The sequence below is a fragment of the Streptomyces sp. NPDC002835 genome (assembly GCF_053591995.1).
This window is the reverse complement of the sequence record NZ_JBSFUW010000011.1, coordinates 206,890-231,318: the sequence shown is the minus strand read 5'-3', so window position 1 is coordinate 231,318 and position 24,429 is coordinate 206,890. Positions and strand designations below refer to the sequence as shown.

The 24,429-nt window shown below is 70.4% G+C and carries 13 protein-coding genes and 2 pseudogenes; 6 read left to right on the top strand and 9 right to left on the bottom strand.

Translation table 11 applies throughout. From position 1 onward, the window contains the following. Positions 1 to 3,393: sodium/proline symporter PutP (gene putP / locus ACWD01_RS15390; RefSeq protein WP_451161893.1), on the bottom strand; the 3,393-nt coding region annotated here is incomplete at its 3' end. A gap of 614 nt (positions 3,394 to 4,007) precedes the next feature. Between putP and ACWD01_RS15385 the strand changes: the two are divergent. The 4 genes and pseudogenes from ACWD01_RS15385 to ACWD01_RS15370 all read left to right on the top strand — a co-directional run. Next, positions 4,008 to 4,335 (top strand): annotated as a pseudogene (locus ACWD01_RS15385) (transposase); the annotation flags it as partial. Between the two features lie 779 nt (positions 4,336 to 5,114). Then, positions 5,115 to 5,525, top strand: coding sequence for an acyl-CoA thioesterase (locus ACWD01_RS15380; RefSeq protein ID WP_451161931.1), 411 nt, complete (start codon positions 5,115 to 5,117; stop codon positions 5,523 to 5,525). Between the two features lie 421 nt (positions 5,526 to 5,946). Beyond that, complete coding sequence (locus tag ACWD01_RS15375) at positions 5,947 to 6,906, top strand: proline dehydrogenase family protein (protein WP_451161891.1); 960 nt, start codon at positions 5,947 to 5,949, stop codon at positions 6,904 to 6,906. A gap of 56 nt (positions 6,907 to 6,962) precedes the next feature. After that, positions 6,963 to 7,337: pseudogene (locus ACWD01_RS15370) on the top strand (NUDIX domain-containing protein); the annotation flags it as partial. Between the two features lie 250 nt (positions 7,338 to 7,587). Here the strand turns inward: ACWD01_RS15370 and ACWD01_RS15365 are convergent. Beyond that, complete coding sequence (locus ACWD01_RS15365; protein ID WP_451161889.1) at positions 7,588 to 7,833, bottom strand: hypothetical protein; 246 nt, start codon at positions 7,831 to 7,833, stop codon at positions 7,588 to 7,590. A 245-nt stretch (positions 7,834 to 8,078) separates the two neighbouring features. Between ACWD01_RS15365 and ACWD01_RS15360 the strand changes: the two genes are divergently transcribed. Beyond that, a complete protein-coding gene (locus ACWD01_RS15360; protein ID WP_451161887.1) occupies positions 8,079 to 8,936 on the top strand; it encodes a GNAT family N-acetyltransferase in 858 nt (285 codons plus the stop codon). A gap of 161 nt (positions 8,937 to 9,097) precedes the next feature. Here the strand turns inward: ACWD01_RS15360 and ACWD01_RS15355 are convergent, their stop codons facing one another. Further along, positions 9,098 to 10,297, bottom strand: coding sequence for a cysteine desulfurase-like protein (locus ACWD01_RS15355; RefSeq protein WP_451161885.1), 1,200 nt, complete (start codon positions 10,295 to 10,297; stop codon positions 9,098 to 9,100). A gap of 221 nt (positions 10,298 to 10,518) precedes the next feature. Further along, complete coding sequence (locus ACWD01_RS15350; protein WP_451161883.1) at positions 10,519 to 12,096, bottom strand: M28 family peptidase; 1,578 nt, start codon at positions 12,094 to 12,096, stop codon at positions 10,519 to 10,521. A 902-nt stretch (positions 12,097 to 12,998) separates the two neighbouring features. Between ACWD01_RS15350 and ACWD01_RS15345 the strand changes: the two genes are divergently transcribed. Next, positions 12,999 to 14,975 carry a BTAD domain-containing putative transcriptional regulator gene (locus ACWD01_RS15345; protein ID WP_451161881.1) on the top strand — a complete coding sequence of 659 codons (1,977 nt, stop codon included), beginning with the start codon at positions 12,999 to 13,001 and terminating at the stop codon, positions 14,973 to 14,975. On the opposite strand, the gene ACWD01_RS15340 is transcribed toward ACWD01_RS15345, so the two are convergent. Genes ACWD01_RS15340 through ACWD01_RS15320 form a run of 5 tightly spaced genes read right to left on the bottom strand, consistent with a single transcriptional unit; the run spans position 14,962 to position 24,214 of the window. Then, on the bottom strand, positions 14,962 to 16,281 hold the full coding sequence (locus ACWD01_RS15340; protein ID WP_451161879.1) for an MFS transporter: 1,320 nt from the start codon (positions 16,279 to 16,281) through the stop codon (positions 14,962 to 14,964). The genes ACWD01_RS15345 and ACWD01_RS15340 overlap by 14 nt on opposite strands. After that, positions 16,278 to 17,093, bottom strand: coding sequence for a thioesterase domain-containing protein (locus ACWD01_RS15335; protein ID WP_451161877.1), 816 nt, complete (start codon positions 17,091 to 17,093; stop codon positions 16,278 to 16,280). The genes ACWD01_RS15340 and ACWD01_RS15335 overlap by 4 nt, the downstream gene beginning before the upstream one ends. Then, positions 17,090 to 19,561, bottom strand: a complete 2,472-nt coding sequence (locus tag ACWD01_RS15330; protein ID WP_451161875.1) for a non-ribosomal peptide synthetase — start codon at positions 19,559 to 19,561, stop codon at positions 17,090 to 17,092. The genes ACWD01_RS15335 and ACWD01_RS15330 overlap by 4 nt, the downstream gene beginning before the upstream one ends. Beyond that, entirely contained in the window at positions 19,558 to 21,048 is a 1,491-nt protein-coding gene (locus ACWD01_RS15325; RefSeq protein ID WP_451161873.1) for a serine hydroxymethyltransferase, read from the bottom strand. Before ACWD01_RS15325 ends, ACWD01_RS15330 begins: the two co-directional genes overlap by 4 nt. Beyond that, on the bottom strand, positions 21,041 to 24,214 hold the full coding sequence (locus tag ACWD01_RS15320) for a non-ribosomal peptide synthetase (protein WP_451161871.1): 3,174 nt from the start codon (positions 24,212 to 24,214) through the stop codon (positions 21,041 to 21,043). The genes ACWD01_RS15325 and ACWD01_RS15320 overlap by 8 nt, the downstream gene beginning before the upstream one ends. Positions 24,215 to 24,429 lie beyond the last annotated feature (215 nt).

The following is a 24,429-nucleotide window of genomic DNA, read 5'->3' as shown; positions in this document are numbered from 1 at the left end:
GGCGCGGTCCCGGATCAGCCGCAGAACGATCGGGCCGGTCGCATGACGGATGGCGTTGGTGACCAGTTCGCTGACGATCAGCTCTGTGGTGAACGTCAGATCGTCCAGGCTCCACGCCGACAGTTGCCGGGTGGCGACGCTGCGGGCGTCTGCGACGGCTGCGGGGTCCGAGGGCAGGTCCCAGGACGCGACCTGGTCCGAGCCCAGCAGGTGGGTCCTGGCAAGGAGGAGGGCGGCGTCGTCGCGCGGTGGAACGGTCAGCAGCGCGTCGACGACGTTGTCGCCCGTCTCCTGCAGAGACGGGCCGGGCACCGCGAGCGTGCGGCTCAGCCGGGAGAGCCCGACGTCGATGTCCCGATCGCATGTCTCGATGAGGCCGTCGGTGTACATCCCGATGAGGCTGCCTTCGGCCAGTTCCAGTTCCGCGGCCTCGAAGGGCAGGGAGCCGAGGCCGAGCGGCGGTCCGGCGGGCAGGTCCAGGAACTCGACGGCGCCGTCGGGGCCGACGATCACGGGCGGGAGGTGCCCGGCCCGGGCCAGTGTGCACAGCCCGGTGACCGGGTCGTACACGGCGTACAGGCAGGTGGCCCCCATGAATGCGGCGCCCACGCTCTCGCTCTCCGCCCCCTGCCCGTCGCCGCCGTGTCCCTCCATCAGGCCGATGACGAGGTCGTCCAGGTGGGCCAGCAATTCGTCGGGAGGAAGGTCCAGATTGGCCAGCGTGCGCACCGCCGTGCGGAGCCGCCCCATGGTCGCCGCCGCGTTGATTCCGTGTCCCACCACATCCCCGACGACCAACGCGACCCGGGTCCCGGAGAGCGGAATCACGTCGAACCAGTCACCCCCCACACCGCTGGGGGCATCTGCCGGGAAGTACCAGGACGCCACGTCCAGAGCGGATCCTCCTGCCAGCTCCTGCGGCAGCAGATAGCGCTGCATCGACCGGGCCGCGGTGCGCTCGCGGGTGTAGCGGCGGGCGTTGTCGACACATACCGCGGCACGGGAGACGAGTTCCTCGGCGAGGCGTACGTCGTCCTCCTCGAAGGGCCCCAGGCGTCGGGAGCGGACGAATGTCGCCGCGCCCAGGGTGATGCCGCGAGCCCGCACCGGTACCACCATGATCGAGTGGAACTTGAACTCGCGGATGACGGCGCCCAGCGACGGGTCCATGGTCACCCATGCACTGGCGGAGGCGTCCAGGATCGGTTCCACCAGGGTCCTGCCTTCCAACAGGCAGCGGGCGACGGGCGACGAGGGGGCGCGCTGGACCCTTTCCCCCACGGCCAGTCTCGCCTCCGGAGAGCCCTCACGTACCGACTTCTGGGCCGCGCGACGGATGACAGGTCCGATGTCGACCGGTCCGGGGGCCGGTTCGTCGCCTCTCATGACCGAGTCCAGCAGGTCGACGGCGACGAAGTCGGCGAGGGACGGCACGGCGTTGTCGGCCAGTTCCTGTGCCGTTCGCGTCACATCCAGCGTGCTGCCGATATGCGCGCTGGCGTCGTTCAGCAGGGCAAGACGTTCCTGGGCCCGCCAGCGCTCGGTGACATCGATGATCATGTACCAGATGCCCACGGGCTGGCCGTGGCGGTCCTTCATGCCGAAGAACGAGGCCGAATATGCACGCTCCCGGTCGGGATCAGCGTAACTGGGGCCGTGGAACTCGTGGTCCATCACCGGAGCCCCCGTCCGAAGGACCGTGTGCATCTTTTCCTCGAACGGCTCCGCCTCGAGCCTCGGCAGCACATCCTTCACCGACCGGCCCAGCCGCCGCTCGAGGGGGATCACGCGCCCCAGGACGTCGTTCACCCAGACGTACCGCAGATCCGTGTCCAGGACTGCCACACCGACCGGTGCGGGTGCGAGAAACGGCTCGAGCATCAGTTGGCTCACCCCGCCTCCCGGCATCCGCCAGAAGGCACGTTCCGGTGGCCGGCCGACGAACCTGCCGAAGACCAGTGCCGCGATCGTGGCGATCAGCACGCCCGGGACCATCTCGTAGATGTCCGACTCCAGCGGCCCGAGCAGCGGATTGATCCTGTCCCACAGCAGCACCGTGGCCGCGCCGGATACGATCCCGGCCACGGCCCCCGCCCAGGTCATACGCGGCCAGTACAGCGACAGGAGCACGACCGGCCCGAACGCGGCTCCGGAACCCGCCCAGGCATAGGCGACGATGTTCAGCACTCCGCCGCCCCGGAGCGCGATCGCATAGGCGACCAGGATCACCACGACCACGGCACCGCGACCGACCCACACCAGTGCCTTGTCCGACGCACGGCGGCGGAGGAATGCCCGGTAGAAGTCCTCCGTGAGGGCGACGGAGGACACCAGGAGCTGGCTGTCCGCAGTCGACATGATCGCGGCAAGTACGGCAATCAGCATCACCCCGGCGATCCAGGGATTGAGCAGGGTCTGGCTCAGGACAACGAACACGGTCTCCGGGTTGTCAAGTGGTTGATCGAGCCGCGCGATGCCCACGAGGCCCACGAGCGTGGCGCCGGTGAGCGCGACGAGCACCCAGCCCGTTCCGATGCGCCGGGCCGTGGGGATGGCACGGGTGCTGCGAATACTCATGAAGCGGGCGAGGATGTGCGGCTGGCCGAAGTAGCCGAGGCCCCAGGAGAGCAGCGAAATGATCGCGACAGCGCTGAGCGCCCCGCCTGCCGACCACTGGCCGTCGGTGAAGGTGGCTCCGGCCCCTATGTCCAGGAGGGTCGGCGCCTTGTCGCTGAGGTCGTCGCCCAGCGCCCCGAAGCCCCCGAGCGCCCCGATGCCGACAGCAGGGAGCACGACCAGCGCCAGGAGCATCAGCGTGGCTTGCCCCACGTGGGTCAGGCTCACGGCGAGGAAACCGCCGAGGCATGAGTAGACGATGATCACCAGGGCGGTCAGCATCGCGCCGACTTCGAAGTCGAGGCCGAAGACTTGATTGAGCAGCACCCCGCCGGCTACCAGGCCACTGGCGATGTAGACGGTGAAGAACATAAGGGTGACGGCCGCCGAAACGATCCGGAGCAATCGGGTACGGTCCTCGAACCGTTCCTCCAGGTAGGCCGACAGGCTCACGGCGTTACCGGCGCGCTCGGTGTAGGTGCGTAGCCGGGGCGCGACCAAGAGCCAATTGAGGTACGTGCCGATCACCAGACCGATGGCGAGCCAGCTGACGCCGATGCCGGCCACGTACACCGCTCCGGGCAGTGCCAGGAACAGCCAGGCGGACATGGCACTGGCCCCTGCGGAGAGCGCGGCGACGGTCGCGCGGAGCTTGCGGCTGCCCAAGGCGAAGTCGGCAAAGGTGCGGATGCGGGGGTACGCCCAGACACCCATGCCGATCATGGCAAGCACATAGACAATGAAAATGATCACGATCGGTGCACTCAGATCGATCATGGTTCCCTCGCCCTTGAGGTGATGGGCACTGGCACAGCCCTCGGCAGGCCTGCGGCCTTGTGCCCTGACAAGCAAATCTACAGATTCCGGGCCGGTGGAGGCCGACCGACATCCGCCTCATGGGTCTGTGAGCTCGGCCCCGCCGATCTGCAGTCGGCCAGGAAGTACCCGCGGTGGGCCGGCGGTGGAGGACCTTGACGGACTCACCCGGCCGCGTCCTGACGGAGGCCTTCCCGGTCGGCTGCACGACCGTTCATGTTGTTTCGAGACGGCGGCGCAACGTGCAGGCGGGCCCGGAGTACTGCGGACAGCCGCTGCAGCACCCGCGGTGCGAGCCGGCTGGCGACCGGGGCACCCTGCAGGTCTCGATCGGTGCCTTCCTGCGTACGCTTCCCGCAGTCACGGTCGCGACAGGGATGTCTCAGAAACCTGTCCCTGTACGGGCGGCTCCGCGATGCCGCACCCATCTTCGACATCGTCTGCGACGACCGCCTCTACCTCGGGTGCTGCGAGTACATGGTCGAGGGAGCGGCGCGCGGCGAGAACGCCGCCGAGCTCGGGTGGACCCGTCGGGAGTTGCGTCTCCCGGGCACCTCCGCCCCGGAGACGACGGCGAGCGGACTGACACCCGCACCGCCTGGCGCAACGGGCACCGGGAGGAGACCGTGACCATGCAGACCGGCGACCTGGAGCTCGCGATCCCGAAACTGCGGGCCAGCAGCTTCTTCCCGAGCCTGCTCGAGCGTCCGCGCTGGATCGACCAGGCCCCTTGACGCGGTCGTCATGGAGGCATACGTCCACGGAGTCTTCCCCGATCGGTCGAGAACCTGGTCAAAGCCCTCGGCTCGGACACCGGCATATCAGAAGAGCGAGGTCTCCCGGATCTGCGCGGGCCTCGACAAAACAGCTCGGCGCGTTCGGCACCGGCCGCTGGATCACACATAGCCTTCACACGGCGGGTTGGTCCTTGACCGGTACGGCGGTGTTCCGCGTCGACAACTCACGGTCCCCCGTACCAGGGCCGCGTCCAGCACCTGACGCCGCACAGCCTGCGGCGTCCCGGCACAGACGGGCGGACGCCTCAGTACACCGCCGCTGCCAACCGAGACGAGGCCCTGAAGCGGCATCCAACAGCACCAGCACCTCCTCTGAGCCGGCGTTCACCAGCAACCCCGGATCGGCCAACCGTCCGTCCCCCGACAGACCCGGGTGGTGAGCCGCCCGTCGAGCGGGAGGGCATCTCCTCGAGGCGGCTTCTCGTGGGCCTCGGGCGGTCCTCCCGAGACGGGAGCATCGCAGCGACCTGGCTGGGATGGACCAAGGAACTCTCAGGGCCAGGTGGCGACTTGACCAAATCCAGCCGCCCCTCATGACACCCAAGGGTGCTTGGCACCTCCCGTACGCCCATGTGGTATAAAGGCTCCAACTTCTTGAAGGATCGTTCAACGATTTGCCTGTGGAGTCAGGCATCAGAAGCGCAGGAGCGGAGTCCGTTGTCGAGGGGAGGACCGTTGCGCACACGGAAGCGTGCGGTGGTCAAGTGCTCAGCCCTTGTGTTCCTCGGTGTCCGCAATATGGATGGCACCCTGATCAACCGTCAGCAACAGTAAAGCCTCCGCTTTACGCATGTTGTGGAGTTGCCGGAGGGTCGTCTTGCTCTTTGGTGCGGTACCCGCGGCTGTCCGCATCGTACAACCGCCACATTGGAGAGTGACTTGAACATGACGCACCGTCACGCATACCGCTGCCGGATCCGCTGGTCGGACGTGGACGCGTATCAACACGTCAACAACGCTGTCTTCCTTACCTACCTGGAGGAGGCCCGAAGCGACATGCTCGGCATCCATGCCGCCAAGGCTGGAGTGGACACCTTCACGACGGGCTGCGTGAGCGCCAGGCATGAGATCGAGTACAAGGCTCCGCTGGAGTGGCGCCCCGAAGCGGTCACCATCGAAGTGTGGATAACCGAGGTGAGGGCCGTGTCGTTCAACGTTGCCTACGAGGTGAAGGACGACCGGGCGTTGTACGCGAAGGCAGCTTCGAAGATGGTTCCCTACAACCTGGAGTCCAAGCGTCCTCGACGGCTCACCGACGCTGAGCGCGTGTACCTGACGACGTTTCTGGAGATATGAGACTGACGTCAGCGGCTGACTTCAACCGTGTTCGCCCGCGACTACTTGGCGTCGGCCTGATGTGCCCGCGGTCCAGCCCGGTCCTGCTTCGCGGGTGATGAGACCTGCTTTGACTCAATTTCCTCCCGCTCCAGTGAACAGGTGGACGATGAATCGGAAGTTCAGGGGGCGAAATCGTAGACGGGCAGCGCGTCGTCGCTCGGTCGATGCCGAAGGCTTCGCAGAACACACCCAGCTCGAAGGCATGACTGCCTTCCAGGGCCAGGACAGCGACATCGCGAATCAAGTCCCCGGACTCCTTCACGGCCGACAAGGTTGGCTGGAATTTCAGCCTACTGGTCATTTCTGCCACTCCCGCTGCGTGCCTGGTCCTGAAAGGCTTGCAGCCGTTCCCCGCACGACACCGACAGCTAGGCGCCCGATGACCACGCAGCTTCCCGCCACCGGTTTCACTGCCCTTTCGTCACAGGCCGCCGAGGTCCTGCGGACGCTCGCGCTCGACGAGGAGCTGAAGTGGCGCGTCCCCAAGGACCCGGTCCTGGGCACCCTGGCCCGCAAGGTCGCCCAGCGGTTCGTGGCCGGCGAAAGCCTGACCGATGCGCTGGACCGCGCGCAGCGCATCCTCGCCGACGGCCACCGAGTGAATATCGAGTACGTGGGCGAAAGCTGCCGCGACCAGCAACGGGCCACGGACGAGACCGACGTTTTCCTCAACGCCGCCCGACTCCTGCCGCACGGCTGTTCGATCTCCCTCGACCTCTCCCACATCGGTCTCGCCGTCAACGAAGAACTCGCCCTGGCCAACGCCTCCCGTATCGCACAGGCCACCGCCGAGACCGGCCGGGAAATGGTGATCTCGGCCGAGGGCTCGGACCGCACCGACGCCGTGCTGGCCCTGCACCGCGCGCTGTGCGAACAGTTCGACCACGTCGGCATCACCATCCAAGCGCGACTGCACCGCACAGCCGAAGACCTGCCGGCAATCCTCGCACTTCCCGGCCGCATCCGTCTGGTCAAGGGGGCCTTCATCGAACCCCGAACCATCGCCTATTCGCGCGAGGACCCCGCACTGGCCACTGCCTACCTGAAGTACGCGGAACAACTGGCCGACTCAGGTCACCTGTGCTCGTTCGCCACCCATGACTGGGACCTGATCCGCCGCATTGACCACCACCTCGGCGGGAAGGGTCACGCGACCGCTCCCTGGGAATTCGAAACCCTCCTCGGACTCGGACCTGACCGCCTCAACGCCATGGCCGAGCACGGCCACCCCACTCGCGAGTACGTAGTCTTCGGCACCGAGTGGTGGCTCTACGTCTGCAACCGGCTCGCCGAGGACCCCCAGCGCCTGCTCCAAGCTCTCGTCGACGCCGCTTCCTGAAACCACCCTGAGAAGCCTTTGTCTTTCCGAATGTGATCGCCGCGTTTCCGCTGCTCAGGCCCGAGCAGGTGTCCCGTTTCCCAGGGCACTGCGAGCTCGGGGTCGGGGGCGCTGCGGAAGTCGGCGAGTCCTATGAGCAGGCAGCTGCCCGCGAGCTCAGTGAGGAGCTGGGAGTGCGGGCATCAGTCTGCCTTCGGTTCACGTTCCTCAACCGGGGCGGGCTCAGCCCTCATTGGCTGGGGGTGTGCGACGCCGTGGTTCCGGAGACCTCGTCCCCGATCCGGGAGAGGTGGCCTGGCACGTGGCTGACCGAGTTCGAGCTGCGGCGGGCTCTGCGGCAGTGGGCCTTCACTCCTGACACTCAGGCGGTTTTCGATCGGTATCTCGCTTGTCGTGCCGCCTCGACGTCTGCGCAGGAACGGTCTTCATGAACTGAGTCAGTGGGACGAAGCCGCTGGTCGTTCCAAGCTCTCTCGGGGTTGGGGCCGGGCGGGGGTGCGGGTGTCCGCGAGGCGTTGGGCAAGGGTGGCAATTGTTTTTGGGGACGTAGAACGGGCAGCTGGCGCAGGCCAGCCGGTGGGGGCACTTGGCGAAGTAGCCGGCCTTCTTGTAGGCCGCGGTGAGGGTGCGTTGCACGATTGGCGCGTAGTAGCGGGTGCCGGCCGGGTGTTTGTGGCCGAGTCATTGCTGCAGGTCGTTGAGGGATAGCGGCTCCCGTGCGTTGAGGAGTTGGGTGGCGATGGTGGCGCGGTCGGGGTGACGGGTCAGCGCGCCGCGGGAGTCGGTCTGTGGGACGCCGGACTTGCGGCGGAGGGCCGGGAGAATGTTGTGGTTGAGGTAGTCCTTGCCGACGAGCCGGCCTCGGTGGCAGAACAGATGCTGCCGCTTTGGCCCGGTCTTGCGATCGACGAGGTCGGGCTGAGGCACGTGAAGGGCTCCCCGCTGCCGAAGAGATCGATCCCGTACGGCTCCCGCCGGTGTCCTGCGTCCCAAGTTCGTTGAAGAACAACGGCGGGGGGAAGACGCTTGATGGCAGATGTGTTCGCGATGCTGCCCGCCACGGGTCCTCCAGAGTTCTTCGACGGGCCTCCAGCGCGGCACGCCAGCCGCTGTCCCCTCACCTCAGCAAAAAATTGCAGGCGCACTGCCTACAGCACCAGGGAACATGAGGCATGCGCCCGGATGGCTGGCACCTCACCGAAGACCTCAACAGTTTTCTCTCTCGAGCCGGAGACTTCCTGCACTCGCGCCCCGACCTGCACACCGTCCCGCTGACGGTGACCGAGACACTGCGTATGCGCGGGGTGGACGCGTACGGCGCCGAGGCCCCCGTCTTCGGTCGGCTGGAGCGGGCGGGTGAGGTTCGTGCGGCCTTCTTCCGGACCCCGCCGCGCCGTATTTACCTCACGCCGCTCACTTCTGAGGAAGCCGACACCCTCGCCGACCGCCTGGCCGGGCTCGGTTCGCTTCTCCCCGGCGTCAGCGCGGACCACGACACGGCCACCGCCTTCGCCGCGGCCTGGCAGCGGCACACGGGGGCGACTCCGACGCTCCGCGAGCGGAAGCGTCTGTACCGCCTCGGCACGCTCACGCCACCACAGCCGGCCCCGGAGGGCCGGGGTCGAGTCGCGGACGAGCAGGATCGCGGGCAACTCATGCTCTGGTACCGCGAGTTCCTCGCAGCCATCGGCGGATCCGCCTCCGCGGATGCCGGCTCCTGGGCCGACACACGCATCGCTACCGGACGCGTCACGTTCTGGGAGGCCCCGGACGGCACCCCGGTCTCCATGGCGGGTGTGACCCCGATGGTCGCCGGCCAGATCCGGGTGACCCCCGTCTACACCCCCGCCCGTCTGCGCGGTCGCGGTTACGCGGGCGCCGTGACGGTCGAGGTGAGTCGAGCCGCGTCGGCCGCAGGTGCGGCGGAGGTGCTGCTGTTCGCGGACCTGGCCAACCCCACCAGCAACGGCCTCTACCAGCGGATCGGGTACCGCCCGGTCACCGACTTCGCGGTGTACGACTTCCAGTGACAGATGCGAAGCCGGACTCACGAGGCGAAGGGCTCCGTCGGACGGCATCAGCAACATGAACCGCTCGTCTTCGGTTCGGAGACCGCGGCTGGTCGCGCGCCCGTTCGTTGTCGGGGAGACAGCCGGTGGCGAGGGCCCGGATCCGCCGCACACCGGGCATGTCAGAGGAAGGAGGCGAGACCGTCGAGCAGGCGGTCCACGTCATCGGCCGTGTTGTACGGCGCCAGGCCCGCCCGGAGCGCGGGTCCCTCCAGCTTCAGCGCGGTGAACGGCTCGTGCGCGTAGAACTGGCCGGCGGTGGCCAGGACGTCGCGGGCCGCCAGGTGGGTCTGGGCCTTGCGCGGGTCACGGCCTTCGAGGGTCATCAGCAGCGTCGGAGTCCGGTCCTGGGCCCTGGAGTGCAGCGTGACGGCGTCGCCGAAGGCCCGAAGACCCTCCTCGAGCCTGGTACGCAGCGCCAGTTCGTGCCGGTGCATGGAGCTCCAGGAGTGCGCCAGCCGCTCCCTGCGGGTGATCCCCTCGCCCGGGTCCACCGCGGCGAGGAAGTCCACGGCGGCGCGGGCGCCCGCCAGTATCTCGTACGGGAGCGTTCCGAACTCGAAGCGTTCCGGCACGTCGTCGGAGGACGGCAGCAGCTTGTCCGGGCGGAGGGTTTCGAGGAGGTACGGCGCACCGGCGAGGACCGCGCAGTGCGGGCCGAGGAACTTGTACGGCGAGCACACGAACAGGTCCGCACCCGACGCGGGCACGTCCACGAGGTGGTGCGCCGCGTAGTGCACCCCGTCCACGTACAGCAGGGCGCCGGCCTCGTGAGCCAGGTCGGCGATCCGGCGGAGGGGCGGCTTGGTGCCGAGGACGTTCGAGGCTCCCGTCACCGCGACCAGCCGGGTCCGGGGAGAGAGGGCCCGCTCGTACGACTCCAGATCGATCTCCGCCGTCGCCGGGTCGATCTCGATCCAGCGGACCGTCGCGCCCGCGTGGCCGGCGGCCTGGGTCCAGGGGCGGACGTTGGTGTCGTGGTCCAGACGGCTGAGCACGATCTCGTCCCCCGCCTTCCACCCCTTGGCCAGGGTGCGCGAGAAGTCGTACGTGAGCTGGGTGGCGCTGCGCCCGTGGACGATGCCGTTCGCGGGCATGTTGAGGAAGTCGGCGTAGGCTGCGCGGAAGTCCGTGACGGTCTGCTCGGCGTTGAGCTCGGAGGGGCTGACGGTCCCCCGGTTGGAGAGCGGCCCGGTCAGCGTCGTCGTGATCGCGTCGGCGACGGGGCGGGGCGTCTGCGTACCGCCCGGCCCGTCGAAGAAGGCGAGGCCGTGGTCGAGGGAGGGGAAGTGGGCCCGGAGAGCGGTGACGTCGATGGCCATGGCCTCTGCTTTCTGTCGGGCGACGGTGGGGCGCCTGTGGGCGAGGTGGGGCGACGTGGTGAGGGCGACGCGGTGGGGCGGCGGTGCTGTGGGCCCGCCCGGAGCGGGGTGTCCGGCGGGGCACGGCCCCGGTGCCTGGTGCCTCGGGGCGGGGCACCTCCCGGTGCCGGGGCCGTCGATCGGGACGCCGGCACCGGGCGCGGCCCGGCGCCGGCGCCGGACTACTCGGTCACCCCGTAGGCGCTCCCGTCACGCGGGCCGGAGCCGCCGGGCGGTGACACCGCGTCCGCGTCCGCAGCCGTCCGCGCACCGGCGACCGGCTGCTTCAGGGTGCTGAGGTCGTGCGCGTACGTGCCCACCGCGTTGGCGATGACGTCGATGTTGCGGTCGAGCACCGTCATTCCCACGTTGCGGAGAGTGTCGCCGGCCGCGTGGTAGTTCGGGTCGAACGCGACCCCCGCCGTACCGCCGAACTTCTCGGCCTCGGCCGGCGTCTTGAGCGCCTCCGCGCCGGAGAACGTCCCGCCCGAGGGGATGCCGGCGTCGAGGAACGGGCCGTAGTCGAAGCGGGCGACGAAGGGCGTGCCGGCGTGCGGCAGCCCCTGCTTGCCGAGGAACGCGGTGATGTCCTGTTCGAGTACGGCCGAGCCCGCCGGGGCGGCCTGGGTGTTGGCGCCGTCCGAATTGTCGCCGTCGTAGACGAACATGCCGCCGTTGGTCGAGGAGATCAACTCGAAGTTCAGATAGAGCCTGATCTCCCGCTTGGCGAGCGGCGTGAGGTTCGCGACGTAGTGGTGTGAGCCGACCAGGCCGCTCTCGGCGGCCGACCACCAGGCGAAGCGCACCTTGTTGCGGGGGTTCTTCTCCTTCGCGGCCAGCTTCAGCGCGACGTCGAGCAGCCCGGCGGAGCCGGAACCGTTGTCGTTGATGCCCGGGCCCGCGACCACCGAGTCCAGGGAGGCGCCGAGCATCACGGTGTCGGCCGCGTTGCCGCGCCTGGTCTCGGCGATGACGTTGTTGGTGGAACGGTTCTCCTGGAGCTGGCGGATCTCGAAGGAGAGCGTCGCCGGGCCGCCTGCGAGGTCCGCGGCGAGCGTCTCGCCCTCGGCCTTGCTGATCCCGCCGGTGGGTATCCTGGCGGCGGCGGGGTCGCCGAGCGTGCCAGAGAGCGGGCCGTAGCCGGCGTCGATGTTGTTGTAGATCAGGGCGCCGATCGCGCCCGCCTCCGCGGCCCGCTCCTGCTTGACGGCGAAGGCGCAGCCGCCGCGCCTGATCAGCGCGATCCTGCCGGTGAAGGTGCCCGGGGCGTAGTCGCCGGCCTCGCAGCCCGTGGTGCCGTCGGCGTCGACGGGGACGGCCGCCACCTCGGCCCTGACCCCGCCGACCGGTGTCGACGTGGTGTACGTGAAGGCTCTGACCTCGATGTCGCGCGGGGCGGGCGTGACGGTGGAGAGCTTCTCGGCCAGGGTCTGGGTGTAGACGAAGTCGAACTTCTGGTACGAGACGCGGTAGCCCGCCTTCTTCAGCTGCTGGTAGACGTAGGCCGCCGAGGCGTCGTGCCCGAGCGAGCCTGCGACGCGGTGACCGCCGGCCGAGTCGGCCATCGCCTGGAACTTCTTCAGGTGCCGGTAGGCGTCCTCGGCGGACGCCTCGCGAACGAGCGCCTTCGACAGCGCGGCGGTGTCCTTGCCCGGCCTGTCCTGTTGAGAGGCGGCGGGGGAGGCGGAGACCAGCAGGAGCGGGGTCGCGAGAGCGGCGGCGGCCAGGGTGGCCACGGCTCTGCGATGTGATGCGTGCACAGAGGTCCTTCCCGGTGCGAACGATGTTGAGGGGAAGCCGGCGATCTATGGGCTGTCCGTGAACAGACGTGCCACAACTCGCTCTGTTTCATGCACAGTTGCGGAGACTCCGTGGAGTCGGGGGTGGGCGGAGGTCCGGCGCCGCGCCCGGCGGCCGGAGCCGTGGCATGTAATCCCCAGGTCGTGATCGCCCTGCCGGACAGGGTCGCTCCGGAGACGGCCGTCCGGGGTGGCGGGCACTCCCTCTCGCCCTCGCGAACGGGAGGCCCTCGCCGCGGTCGCCGGGGCGCTGAACAACCGTCGGGTCGTGAACCGGCTCGGCAGCACCGAGGCCACCGTGAAGCGACACCGGCGGAACACTCCGGGGAGGGTCGGCCACCCGGTCCCGGAGCCGGTGCGCCGCCGTGTCGTATGACGGCGAAGACCGCTCCGTACAAGCGTGATTGACATACTCTTTGCGGAGTTTGCCCGATGTTCCCTGAAGGCCTGGTGTCGCCATGGTGTCCGGATTAGATTCGGCCCATGCCTCGAGTGACGCCTTGCGAGACTCACCTCCCGGCACGCGGTGGGGATGCTCCGGCCCGGCGCGTGTCATGATCACGGCAATGGTCAGGTCGGCCCGCGTCGGCGGCCGTCGCGGGCGTCGCGGCCGTCCCGAGCGACCGGGCGGCCGCTGTCCGCGCCTGTCGCCGCCCGCGGACACACCGCTCTTCATGAACAACGCGATACGCGGCGCGACCCGCCGCCTTCGCGCACCCGGGGCCAGAACGGCCACCACCGGGAACCGGATGAACAGCACGCGACCCTGAGGGGTGAACGGGACCATGACCTGCACGGGGGCACCTCTTCGCATACAGCTCTTAGGACCGGTCCGTGCCTGGCGGTACGGAGAGGAAGTCGCGTTGGGCTCGCCCAAACAGCGCGCCGTCCTGAGCGTGCTGGCCAGCCGGGCTGGCGAGGTGGTGAGCGCGGACACCATCACCGGCGCCCTCTGGGGCAGCGACACACCGCAGACGGCGGCCAACGGCATCCACACCTATGTGGCCCGGTTGCGCCGCGCGCTGGAGCCGGGACGCGGCAACCGGGCGGCCAGCACGGTGCTCTCCTCGGAGCCGGGCGGCTACTGCCTGCGCCTGGAACCGACGGACGTGGACGCCGCGCTCTTCGTCGAACGCCACGGCCACGCCCGCAGGTCACGCGAGGGCGGGAGCGCGGAAACGACGTTACGGCTGTACGAGGACGCCCTGGCGCTGTGGCGGGGCGAGGCGTACTCCGGAGTGCCGGGGCCCTTCGCCGCCATGGAGGGCGTCCGCCTGCGCGACCTGCGGCTGACCGCGGTCGAGGAGTGGGCGGCGGTCATGATCGAGGCCGGCCGGCACGCCGAAGCCGTCTACGCCCTCTCCCGCGCCGCGGCGGAGGAGCCGCTGCGCGAGAAGCTCCGCTGGCTGCTGATGCTGGCGCTCTACCACGCGGGCCGGCAGGCGCACGCCCTCGCCGTCTACACGGAGACCCGGCAGCTCCTGCGCAGCGAGCTGGGCATCGAGCCGGGGACCGAGCTGCAGGACCTCCACCGGCGGATCCTCGCGGGACAGCGGGAGTTACGGCTCCCCGGCGGCAGCCTCTCCCCCCGGCCACGGGAGGGGCTCGGCTCGCTCGGTTCCGGCGTTCACGTGCCGGCCCAACTCCCCCCGGTGGCCCGCGGGTTCACCGGGCGGGACGCCGAGCTGAAGCAGCTGGAGGTCCTCGTCGACGACGAGTTCGCCCAGCGGAGCACGCCCGTGATCGTCGTCGACGGCCCCGCCGGGGTCGGCAAATCGGCACTCGTCCTCGAACTGGCCCACCGGCTCTCGGGCCGCTTCCCCGACGGCCAGCTCTATGTGGACCTCTGCGGCAACGGACTGCGCGGCAGGCCGCTCACCGCGTCGGACGCGCTGCTCCAACTGCTCACCAGCCTCGGGGCCGACAGCACGCGCATCGCGCGTGACCTCGCCGGCCGGGCCACGCTCTACCGCAGCATGCTGTACGACAGACGGATGCTGGTCGTGCTCGACGACGCCCTGAGCGTGGACCAGCTCCGGCCCCTGATACCGCGCGGCTCGTCATGCCTCTTCGCCACCAGCCGACAGCGCTTCGGCGGACTCGCCGCCCGCGACGGGGCACGTACGTACACCGTCCGCCCGCTCTCCGTCGACGAGGCGTCGGACCTGCTCACCGCCCTGTCCGGAGGCCGGCTCGTCGGACAGCCGGAGACCGCGTGGCGACTGGCGACGCTCTGCGGCGGGCTGCCGCTCGCCCTGCGCATCACCGCCGAGGGGATCGCGGCGAACCCCGGTGTCCCGCTGGGAACGCTGGTGGAGCAGTACACGGCGGAGACCGGCAGGCTCGACCGCCTCACCGTGGCGGACGACGCCCTGGCCAGCGTCCGCGACGCGTTCGAGACCTCTTACCAGGCGCTGTCCGCCGAGGCGGCGCGGATGTTCCGCTTCCTGGGCCTGGCCAAGGACGGGCCGATCACCGTCCCCCTCGCGGCGGCGCTCGCCGACACGGACCGGGACACCGCCCGACGGCTGCTCGACACACTCGTCAGCCGCCACCTCCTGGAGGACCACGGTCATCAGTACCGCCTCCACGACCTCGTGGGGATCTACGCGGCGGAGTGCGCGCAGCGCGAGCCGATGCTGAACCGCCGGGCCGCCCTTTCGCGCCTCGCCGAGACACGGCCGGTCGGCGCGCCGGAGCGGGCTACCGAGGAGGACCGGGCCGAGAAGGAGCGGGGCGAGGGCTACGCCCTCGTGCTGCGCCGGGCCGCGGTGCTCCGGAGGGCCGCGTTCCGCCAGCGCGAGGACGTCACACGGCCGACGGATCTCACGTCGAGGTGAGGGCCGCGTCCTCCGGTCCGGTCGGCATGGTGCGCAGCTTGCCGACCGGGGACAGGAAGATCGGGATCAGCATCGCGGCGGAGAGCAGACCACCGATCCACAGGGCGCCGTGCAGCCCCGCCACCGCCGCCAGCAGACCGCCGACAGGTCCGCCCAGCGCACCGCCGCCGTACAGCAGCATGCGCATCGCGGCCGTCATCCGTCCCATCAGGTGCTGCGGCGTGATGGTCTGGCGCAGACTCACGATGAGGACGTTCGAGACGCTGGCGCCGAAGTACTCCAGGAAGAAGGAGGCCACGAACAGGCCCACGAGCAGCCAGCGCGGACCGCCCGCCGCCGGAACGAGCAGGGGGCCGAGGAAGATGATCGACACCGACACCCGGTAGGCGGTGCCCACCGACAGCCGGCGCACCACCATGCCCGACACCAGCGCGCCCAGCAGCCCGCCCACGGCCGCCGCGCCCATGACGAAGCCGACCGCGGCGGCGGACAGCTCCTTGTCGCGCACCGCGTACAGCAGGAACAGCGTCTGCACCATGGTGAGCAGGAAGTTGCAGGAGCAGCCGACCAGCCCCATCGCCCGCAGCCACCGGTTGCCGAACACCCACCGCAGCCCTTCGGCGAGTTCGGCACGCAGCCGGCGCTTCTCCGCGGGCGGCTCCGGGGCCGGTTCGGGCTTCCTGATGAGGATCAGCGACAGTACCGACAGGGCGTACGAGAAGGCGTTGGCGGCCATGGCGAACGGCGCGGAGAACGCGCTCACCAGCAGGCCGGCGAGCCCGGGCCCGGCGATGTCCGCCGACGAGAGCGTGGCGTTCAGCTTGGTGTTGGCCTCCAGCAGACTGCGCCGGTCCTTCACCAGGACGGGTACGTACGACATCCAGCTGACGTCGAAGAGCACCGTCGCCACCCCGATGCCGAGCGCCAGGGTGTACAGCGTCGGGAGCGTCAGCAGGTCCAGCTCGTACAGGACGGGGACCAGGCCGATCAGCACCATCCGCACCACGTTGGCGCCCAGCATGACCGGGCGCTTGCGCATCCGGTCCACCCAGACGCCGAAGAGCAGCGCGAGGCCGAGGAAGGGAACCAGCTGGGCGAACCGCAGCATGCCCAGCTCCCCGGCCCCGACCCCGAAGACGAGGACAGCGGTCAGCGGGAGCGCGAGCTGGGTGATCTGGGTGCCGTAGAGGGAGAGCGCCTCGCCGGTCCAGAACACCATGAAGTCCCTGTCGCGCCAGAGCGACCGAGGGGGCGCCTCCGCCTCGGCCGCGGGGGCCGACGCCGTGGGCGTGCCGTGCTCCGTCATGCTGGAGTCACCTCTTCCAGGGCCTGGTCGACGAGGGCGCTGATGGCCGTGAGACCCGGGCCCTGCCACACGGAGTGGTGGTCGCCCGGTGCGGTGTGGACGGTGAGCCGGCTCACGTACGGACTCCAGTCGAGCAGCCGCTCCACCGAGTCCTCTGCCTTGATCAGGATCGCGGGCCCGTCGTGGACCGCGTCGAGACGGTGCTCGCGCATGGCCACGACATGCGTACGGAAGAGGGCGTACCGCTCCATCAGGAACTCCGCGTCGAACTCCTCCGGCACGGCGCCGTGGAGCTCGGCCGCCGCGAAGACCTCGGCCGGTTCCGCCCCCGGACGCACGCCGGTCAGCGCCTTGTCGACACCCGGGGCCCGGTCGCGGGTCACGCCGAGGAAGTCGTACAGGAAGTAGCGGGCCAGCTCGTCGTCGGGCGGCACCGACTGCGTCCCGGGAAGCGCCGCGTCGACGATGACGAGCAGCGGCACCTCCTCTCCCGCTGCGGCGAGCATGCGCGCCATCTCATGGGCGACGACGCCGCCGAGCGACCAGCCGAGCAGCTGGTACGGGCCGTGCGGGCGGGCCGCACGGAGCGACGCCGTGTGCAGCTCGGCCAGGGCCCGGATCGAGGTGAGGGGCTCCAAGACACCGTCGAACCCCGGCGCCTCGAACCCGAACACCGGTTGCCCGGCGCGGAGTCGGTGCGCCATCGCCGAGTAGCAGAACGGCGAACCGGAGACCGGATGGACACAGTGGAGCGGGATCCGGTCACCCTCCGCGCGGAGGGCGACGAGACTGCCGGCGGAGGGTTCGGTCATGGTGTGGAGGCTCCGTTCGGAGTGGGTGCGGGCTGTGCGAGCCGCTCGTCGATGACCTGCGCGATGCTGGTGACGGTGCTTCCGCCGTACAGGAGACGGACGTTCACCCCGACCCCGAAGTGCTTGTTGAGCCGCGTGACGGCGCGCATGGCCTGAAGGGAGTTGCCGCCGACGGCGAGGAAGCCGCTGTCCGCCCCGAGCCGCGAGACGCCGAGCACGGCCGCGAAGATCCCGGCCACCGTCTTCTCGGTCTCCGTGGCCGGTGGGATGTAGCCCGCCCCGGGCTCGGCGAGGTCGTCGGGCGGGGCCGGGAGGGCCTTGCGGTCGACCTTGCCGTTGGGCGTCAGGGGCAGCTCGTCCAGGACGAGTACGGTGCTCGGCACCATGAAGCGGGGCAGCGACCGGGCGGCGTGCTCGCCGATCGCCGGCTGCTCCACGCTCCGGCCCGCCTCGGCGACGACGTACGCGACCAGCCGCCGGTCGCCCGACCCGTCGGGGTGTGTGGTGACGACCGCCTCCCGGACGGTGTCGTGGGCGCGCAGTACGGCCTCGATCTCGCCGAGCTCGACCCGCAGACCGCCCAGCTTGACCTGGAAGTCCGCCCTGCCCAGCAGTTCGATGACGCCGTCGGGCCCGTAGCGGGCGATGTCGCCCGTCCGGTAGAGGCGCTCGTCCGACACCTCGCCGCAGGACCACTGGAAGAAGCGCTCCGCCGTCTGCTCCGGCCGGCCCAGATAGTCCCGGGCCAGCCCGATTCCCGCCAGATGGAGTTCACCGGGGACTCCGGGGGGAACCGGCCGGCGGCTCTCGTCGAGGATGTACGTGCGCTGGTTGGCCATCGGACGCCCGTACGGGATGCTCGTCCAGCGGGTGTCGGTCTTCGTCACCTCGTAGATCGTGGAGTGGATGGACGACTCGGTGGCACCGCCGAGGGCGATGAAGCGCAGGGCGGGGGCCTTCGCCCTGGCCCGGTCGGGGAGCGACACGGGGATCCAGTCGCCGCCGAGCAGGGCGAGCCGCAGATCGTCGAGCGGTCGCGCGCCGGTGCTCTCGAGGTGGCCGACGACCATGTCGAGGAGGGCCGGGGCGGAGTTCCACACGGTGACCCGGTGGTCGGCCAGCAGGTCGGCCCAGTGCTCCGGGTCCTTGGCGCGCTCCGGCTCCGGAAGGATCACCGTGCCGCCCGCGGCGGTCAGCCCCAGGAACTCGTACACCGACATGTCGAAGCTGGGCGACGACAGGGCGAGGACCCGGTCACCGGGGCCCACGCCGAAGCGGGTGTTGAGGTCCGCGATGTTGTTCATCACCCCGCGATGGCGCAGGGCGATCGGCTTGGGGGCACCGGTGGAGCCCGAGGTGTGGATGATGTACGCGAGATCGTCGGGCGTGGCCCCGCCCGGGGGGTTGTGCGCGGGGAGCGCCGCGAGGACCGCCGTGTCCCGGTCGAGAAGCACCACGGGCGTGCCCGGGCCGGTGTCCGGCGGCGGGAGGCTCTCGGCCGGCCCGCGCCGGCTGATCACCACCGCGCAGGACGTGCCCGCGACCATGGTGGCGAGGCGTTCGCTCGGGTAGTCGGGGTCGAGCGGCACATAGGCGCCGCCCGCCTTGAGCACCCCGAGGACGGCGATCAGCAGCTCGGCGCTCCGGTCCAGGCAGACGCCGACGCGCCGGTCCGGGCCGACGCCCAGGTTCCTCAGGTGGTGGGCGAGCCGGTTCGCCGCCTCGTTGACGGCGCGGTACGTCCAGGCTCCGGCCCCGGCGCCGCCCACCAGAGCGAGGGCGTCGGGGGCCTCTGCGGCGCGGGCCTCGAAGGCGGAGTGCAGGCACACGTCGTGCGGAAGCTCCGCCGCCGTGTCGTTCCACTCGACGAGCATCCGGTGGAGTTCGTCCTGCGGGAGCAGCCGCAGCTCCGCCACCGGTCGCTCCGGGTCGGTCAGCCCGTCCTCCAGGAGCGTGACGTAGGAGGCGAGGAGGCGGAGGACGGTGGACCGGTCGAAGAGTTCGGGGGCGTACCGCAGCTCCGCGGTCGGCGGACCGTCCTCGCTCTCGCCCGGCGCGTACAGCATCAGCTCGAACTCGTCCTGCCCGGCTGACTCGTCTGACTCGTCGAGGGGCTGCCGCCCGGCCCCCGCGTCGCGGGCCAGCCCGGCCAGCGTCGCCCCTTCGGGGACGGTCCGGCTCAGCCGGACCCTCCCCGAAGCGGGTGTCGTGACGACGAAGCCGAACTCGGACTGACCGGTCCAGCGGTGGAGCAGCGCGGTGAAGCCGGCCAGGAGCAACTCCGGCGGGGCGGTCCGCGCCGACGGGCCCAGCGGCAGCCGGGCGGAGCCGCCGCGGTCCGGAGCGGCTCCGGGTCGTCGCGGACGGTCCGCCGGCAGCAGCGCGGGCGGCGCCGGTACGGGCGTCGGTGCGGCAGGCGTCGCGGGTGTCGGTGCGGGAGGCGTCACGGGCGTCGTGTTCCGGCTCAAGACCTCTCTCCTGCCTCGCGGTCGGAGCCCTCGGCGGGGCCGAGGCCGGCGCCGAAGGGCAGAGGGTGGGTGCGGCACAGGGCGGCCACCTCGGCCACCACCCGGTCGCGCACCTCGGGGTCGGTGCGGAACTCCGTGTCGCCGAGCACGGTGGTGCCCATGAGCACCTCGTGCAGCAGACCGGCGCAGACCCGCATCTCGGCAGGGCCCATGCCGCGCTGCGCCAGCACGTTGGTGCCCAGGCGCAGACCGCTGGCGACGAGCGGGGCCTTGGTGTCCTTGGGAATACGGTTGCGGTTCGTGAGGATTCCGCAGTCCTCCAGGGCGCGTTCGGCGACGAAACCGGTGATGCCGCGGTCGAGCATGTCCAGCAGCACCATGTGGTTCTCGGTGCCGCCGGTCAGGACCCGGTAGCCGTACCCGGCCAGGGCGTCGGAGAGCGCCGCCGCGTCGTCGCGCACCAGCCGCATCGTCTCCCGGAACTCCGGCTGCGCCACCAGCTTGAGCGCGTGCGCTTTGGCGGCGACCGACGCCGGGCTCGGTGTTCCCTGGGACCGCGGGAAGACCGCGCGCTGCATCAGCCGGTCGAGCGGGGTCCGGCGGGAGTCCGGGCCGGGCGCCCGGTACTCCGAGCCCATGAGGATCAGCCCGCCGCGCGGCCCGCCCAGCTGCTTGTACGTGCTGGTGGTCGTGGCGTGGGCCAGATCGATGGGGCTGGGGTGCTCCCCGGCGGCCACCAGGCCGGCGATGTGCGAGATGTCGGCCACCAGGTATGCCCCGACGGAGTCCGCGATCGCGCGGAACCGGGCGAAGTCCAGCGTCCGCGGATAGGCGCTGGCTCCCGCGATGAGCACCTGGGGACGGTGGGCCAGGGCCAGTTCGGCCACCTGGTCGTAGTCGATGAACCCCTGCTCGTCGAGGCCGTAGTGGACGGCCCGGTAGTGGTGTCCGGTCACCGAGGCGGCGGACCCGTGGGTCAGATGGCCGCCGGAGTCCAGGTCGAGGGCGAGCAGCACCCCGCCCGGGGGCAGCAGCGCCGCCAGCACGGCCTGGTTGGCCGAGGAACAGGAGTGCGGCTGCACATTCGCGTACCGCGCCCCGAACGCGTGCTCGGCCCGCTCCACGGCCAGTCGCTCCACCGCGTCGAACCGCCCGGCGCCGGGGTGGTACCGGGCCCCTGGATAGCCCTCGGCCGTCACGTTCGACAGGGCGGCGCCGCCCGTGGCCAGGACGGCCGGGTTCGCGACGCTGGCGGACGCCACCATGGCCAGGGTCATGGCCTGCTCCTCCACCTCACGGTCGAGGAGCAGCCCCAGTTCGGGGTCGGTCCGGTTCAGCTGCGCCACTCCCTGGCGCAGCAGCACGGCCTGCGCCGAGTCGGGGGAGGAACCGGATCCGGAGCCGGCGCCGTGGCGGAAGGTGTGCGGGGCCTGCGGCGCGTGCGGGGCCTGTGGGAACGGGATGGCCACCCGTGGGACCTCAAGCACGCGTGCCCGCCTTGGACTCCACCAGCGCGTCGATGGCGGTGGCGACCGTGGCGACCGTGGCGCCACCGTACAGAAGACGGACGTTGACCTTGACGCCGAAGTGCTTGTTGAGCCGGCTCACCACGCGCATCGCCTGCAGCGAATTGCCCCCCAGCTCGAAGAAGTTGCCGTCCGCCCCGACCTGCGTCATGGACAGTACGACACCGAAGACCTCGGCCACCTTCTCCTCGGTCGCGGTCACCGGGGCGACGAAGCCGGCCGTCCCGTCGCCCGAACCCGATGCCGGGGCGGGGAGCCTGGCCCGATCGATCTTGCGGGCCGGGGTCAGCGGGAACTCCGTCAGCTCCACCCAGCCCGTCGGCACCATGTACTCCGGCATCGTGCTGCCCAGGTGCTCACGGAGCTCGGCCACCGTCGGCGAGGTGTCGCCGAGGACCGTGTAGTACGCGACGAGCTGCTTCTCCCCGAAGTCCTCACGCAGCAGGACCAGGGCCATCCGGACCTTCGGGTGGGTCAGCAGACCGGACTCGATCTCGCCGAGCTCGATCCGCAGACCCCGCAGCTTGACCTGGTTGTCGAGCCGTCCGATGAAGTCGATCTGCAGATCGCGGGTCCAGCGCACCAGGTCGCCCGTGCGGTAGACCCGGCCCTCGCCCAGGAACGGATCGGGGACGAACTTCTCCTCCGTCAGCTCCGGCAGGTTGAGGTAGCCGCGGGCCAGCCCGTCGTCGCCGCCGATCAGCAGCTCACCCGGGACACCGACCGGCACCAGGTTGAAATCCTTGTCCACCACGTAGTGCAGACGGCTGAACTCGGGCCGGCCGATGGGCGGCGAGGACAGCCACTCCTTGTGCTCGCAGAGGTACTCGGTGGTCGCCACCGACGCCTCGGTGGGGCCGTAGAGGTTCACGAACATGCGCCCCGGCAGGTTCCACTTGTTGACCAGCTCGGCCGGCAGTGCCTCCGCGCCACCCATGATGTACTTCAGATCCGGGTACGGTCCCGACTCCACCACCGACAGGATCGCGGGCGACAAGCCGGCGTACGTCACCCGCTGGTCACGGATGAGGGAGCCGAGGGCCTCCGGGGACGACGCGTCCTCCGGCGCCACGAGCACGAGCGCCGAACCGCTGATCAGGCCGGCGAAGATCTCGCCCTGGGACATGTCGAAGGTCAGCGCGGGCAGCTGCAGCAGCCGGTCCTCGGTGGTCCACTCGCCGAAGCTGCGCCGGTACGCCTCGATGAACATCCGCAGGCCCCGCTGCTCGATCATCACGCCCTTCGGGCTCCCGGTGGACCCCGAGGTGTAGAGGACGTAGATCAGCGAGTCCGGCTCGGCCCACTCCTCCAGCGTCTCGTCGTCCGGCTGCGCCTCGATGGCGTCCCAGTCGGTGTCGATGGAGACGCTCGCCCAGCCGCACGACTCCGGCAGGTCACCCACCGAGCCGGCCCGCGTGATGACCAGCGGGCAGTCGGTGTCCCGCAGCATGTAGTCCAGGCGGGCGTTGGGGTGCGAAGGGTCGATGATCGTGTACGCGGCGCCGGACACCATGACACCGAGGATCGCCACCAGCGCGTCCAGGTCGCGGTCCATCGCGATGGCGACGATGTTCTCCCGGCGCACGCCCCGGGAGCGGATGTACCGGGCGAGCTTGCCGGCCCTGCGCATCAGCTCGCCGTACGTCATCTCCTTGCCGCGGCAGACCGCCGCGACCAGGTCGGGGTTCTCCTCCGCGATGCGGGCGATCGTCGCGTGCACCGGCTCCGTCGGGTAGTCGAAGTCGGCGCCGCGGCCCACCTCGAGGAGTTCGGCGCGCTCCGCCTCGGAGAGCAGCGGCAGCGCGGAGACCGGGGTCTCCGGCGCGTCGGCGGCGGCGGCGAGCACGTTCTGGAAGTGCCCGATCATGGCCTCGACGCGCCAGCGGTCGTACAGGTCGGTCGCGAACTCGACGATCAGACGCAGCCGTTCGGCGCCCTCCACGAAGCTGAAGGACAGGTCGAACCGCGAGCGGGAGGTGGCCAGCGTGATCGACTCGGAGGTCAGCCCGGCCAGCTCCAGGGCGTCGCCGGTCGCCGCCTCGCCGAGGAGCTGGCAGGCGATCTGGAACAGCGGATTGCGCCCCGCGTCCCGCGTCGTCTGCACACGGTCCACCACGTGGTCGAACGGCACGTCCTGGTTGTCGTACATATCGAGGTTCGCGTCGGCGATGCGCTCGAGGAGCTCGGCGAAGGTGACCTCGCCCGACAGGTCGCAGCGCAGCACCGTCATGTTGATGAACAGGCCGACCACGTCTTCGAGTTCGGGGTCGGTACGGCCCAGCATGGGCACCCCGAGGGCGATGTCGTCCTGCCCGCTGTAGCGGCTCAGCACGACGTTCAGTGCCGCGGCGACCACCATGTAGAGAGAGCCGCCCTGCTCGTGCGCCAAGGCCCGGGCCTTCGTGAGCAGTTCGGCCGGGAAGTCGACCACGAAGGTCTCGCCGTTCTGCGTGGGCGCGGCCGGCCGCAGCCGGTCGGCGGGCAGTTCGAGCGCCTCGAGACCGGCCAGCCGCTCCTCCCAGAACTTCAGCTCCTCCTCCCACACCCCGTCGGCCCGCTGCTTGCGCTGCCGCTGGATGTGATCGCCGTAGCCGATGGTCAGCTCCGGCAGCGCGGGCGTTTGGCCGGCGGCCAGCTCGCCGTACGCCTGGGAGATCTCACGGCTGACCACACCGCCGGACCAGCCGTCGGTGACGATGTGGTGGAAGCTCATGCTGAGCACATGATGGTCGTCGGCCAGCCGGAAGAGCTGGAACCGGGAGATCGGTCCGGCGGCCAGGTCGAACGGCGTGTCCGCCTCGGTCTGCAGCGCCTCGCGCAGCTCGCTCTCCGCCTCGTCGGGCGCCAGCCCGGACAGGTCCCGCAGTGGCAGCGGCCGGTCCTCGGCCGGCGAGACGACCTGGTACGGGACACCGTCGGCCGCGTGGAAGGTCACCCGCAGCTGCTCGTGGCGCTTCAGCAGCAGATTGAGCGCGCCCTCCAGGGCGGCCGTGTCGAGCGCACCGCGCAGCCGGTAGGCGATGGGGACGTTGTAGGTGGTCTCACCGGGACTCATCTGATCGAGGAACCACAACTGCTCCTGTCCGAAGGACAGTTGGATGCGCGACTCGGCGGTGTGCAGGCTCATCGTCACAGAACTCCGTTCGGCTGTTCACGGTGGTCGCCCAGGGGGCGCGGGTGAGCGACCCGGGCCCCGGTGCGGCAGGGAGCGGGCAGAGCGGGCAGAGCGGGCAGAGCGGGCAGAGCGGGCAGAGCGGGTAGGGCGGGCATCGCGGGGTAGGGCGGGGGCGGTACGGGAGAGGGAAAGCGGGAACCGGACCCTGGCCGGCCCGTGCGGCCCTT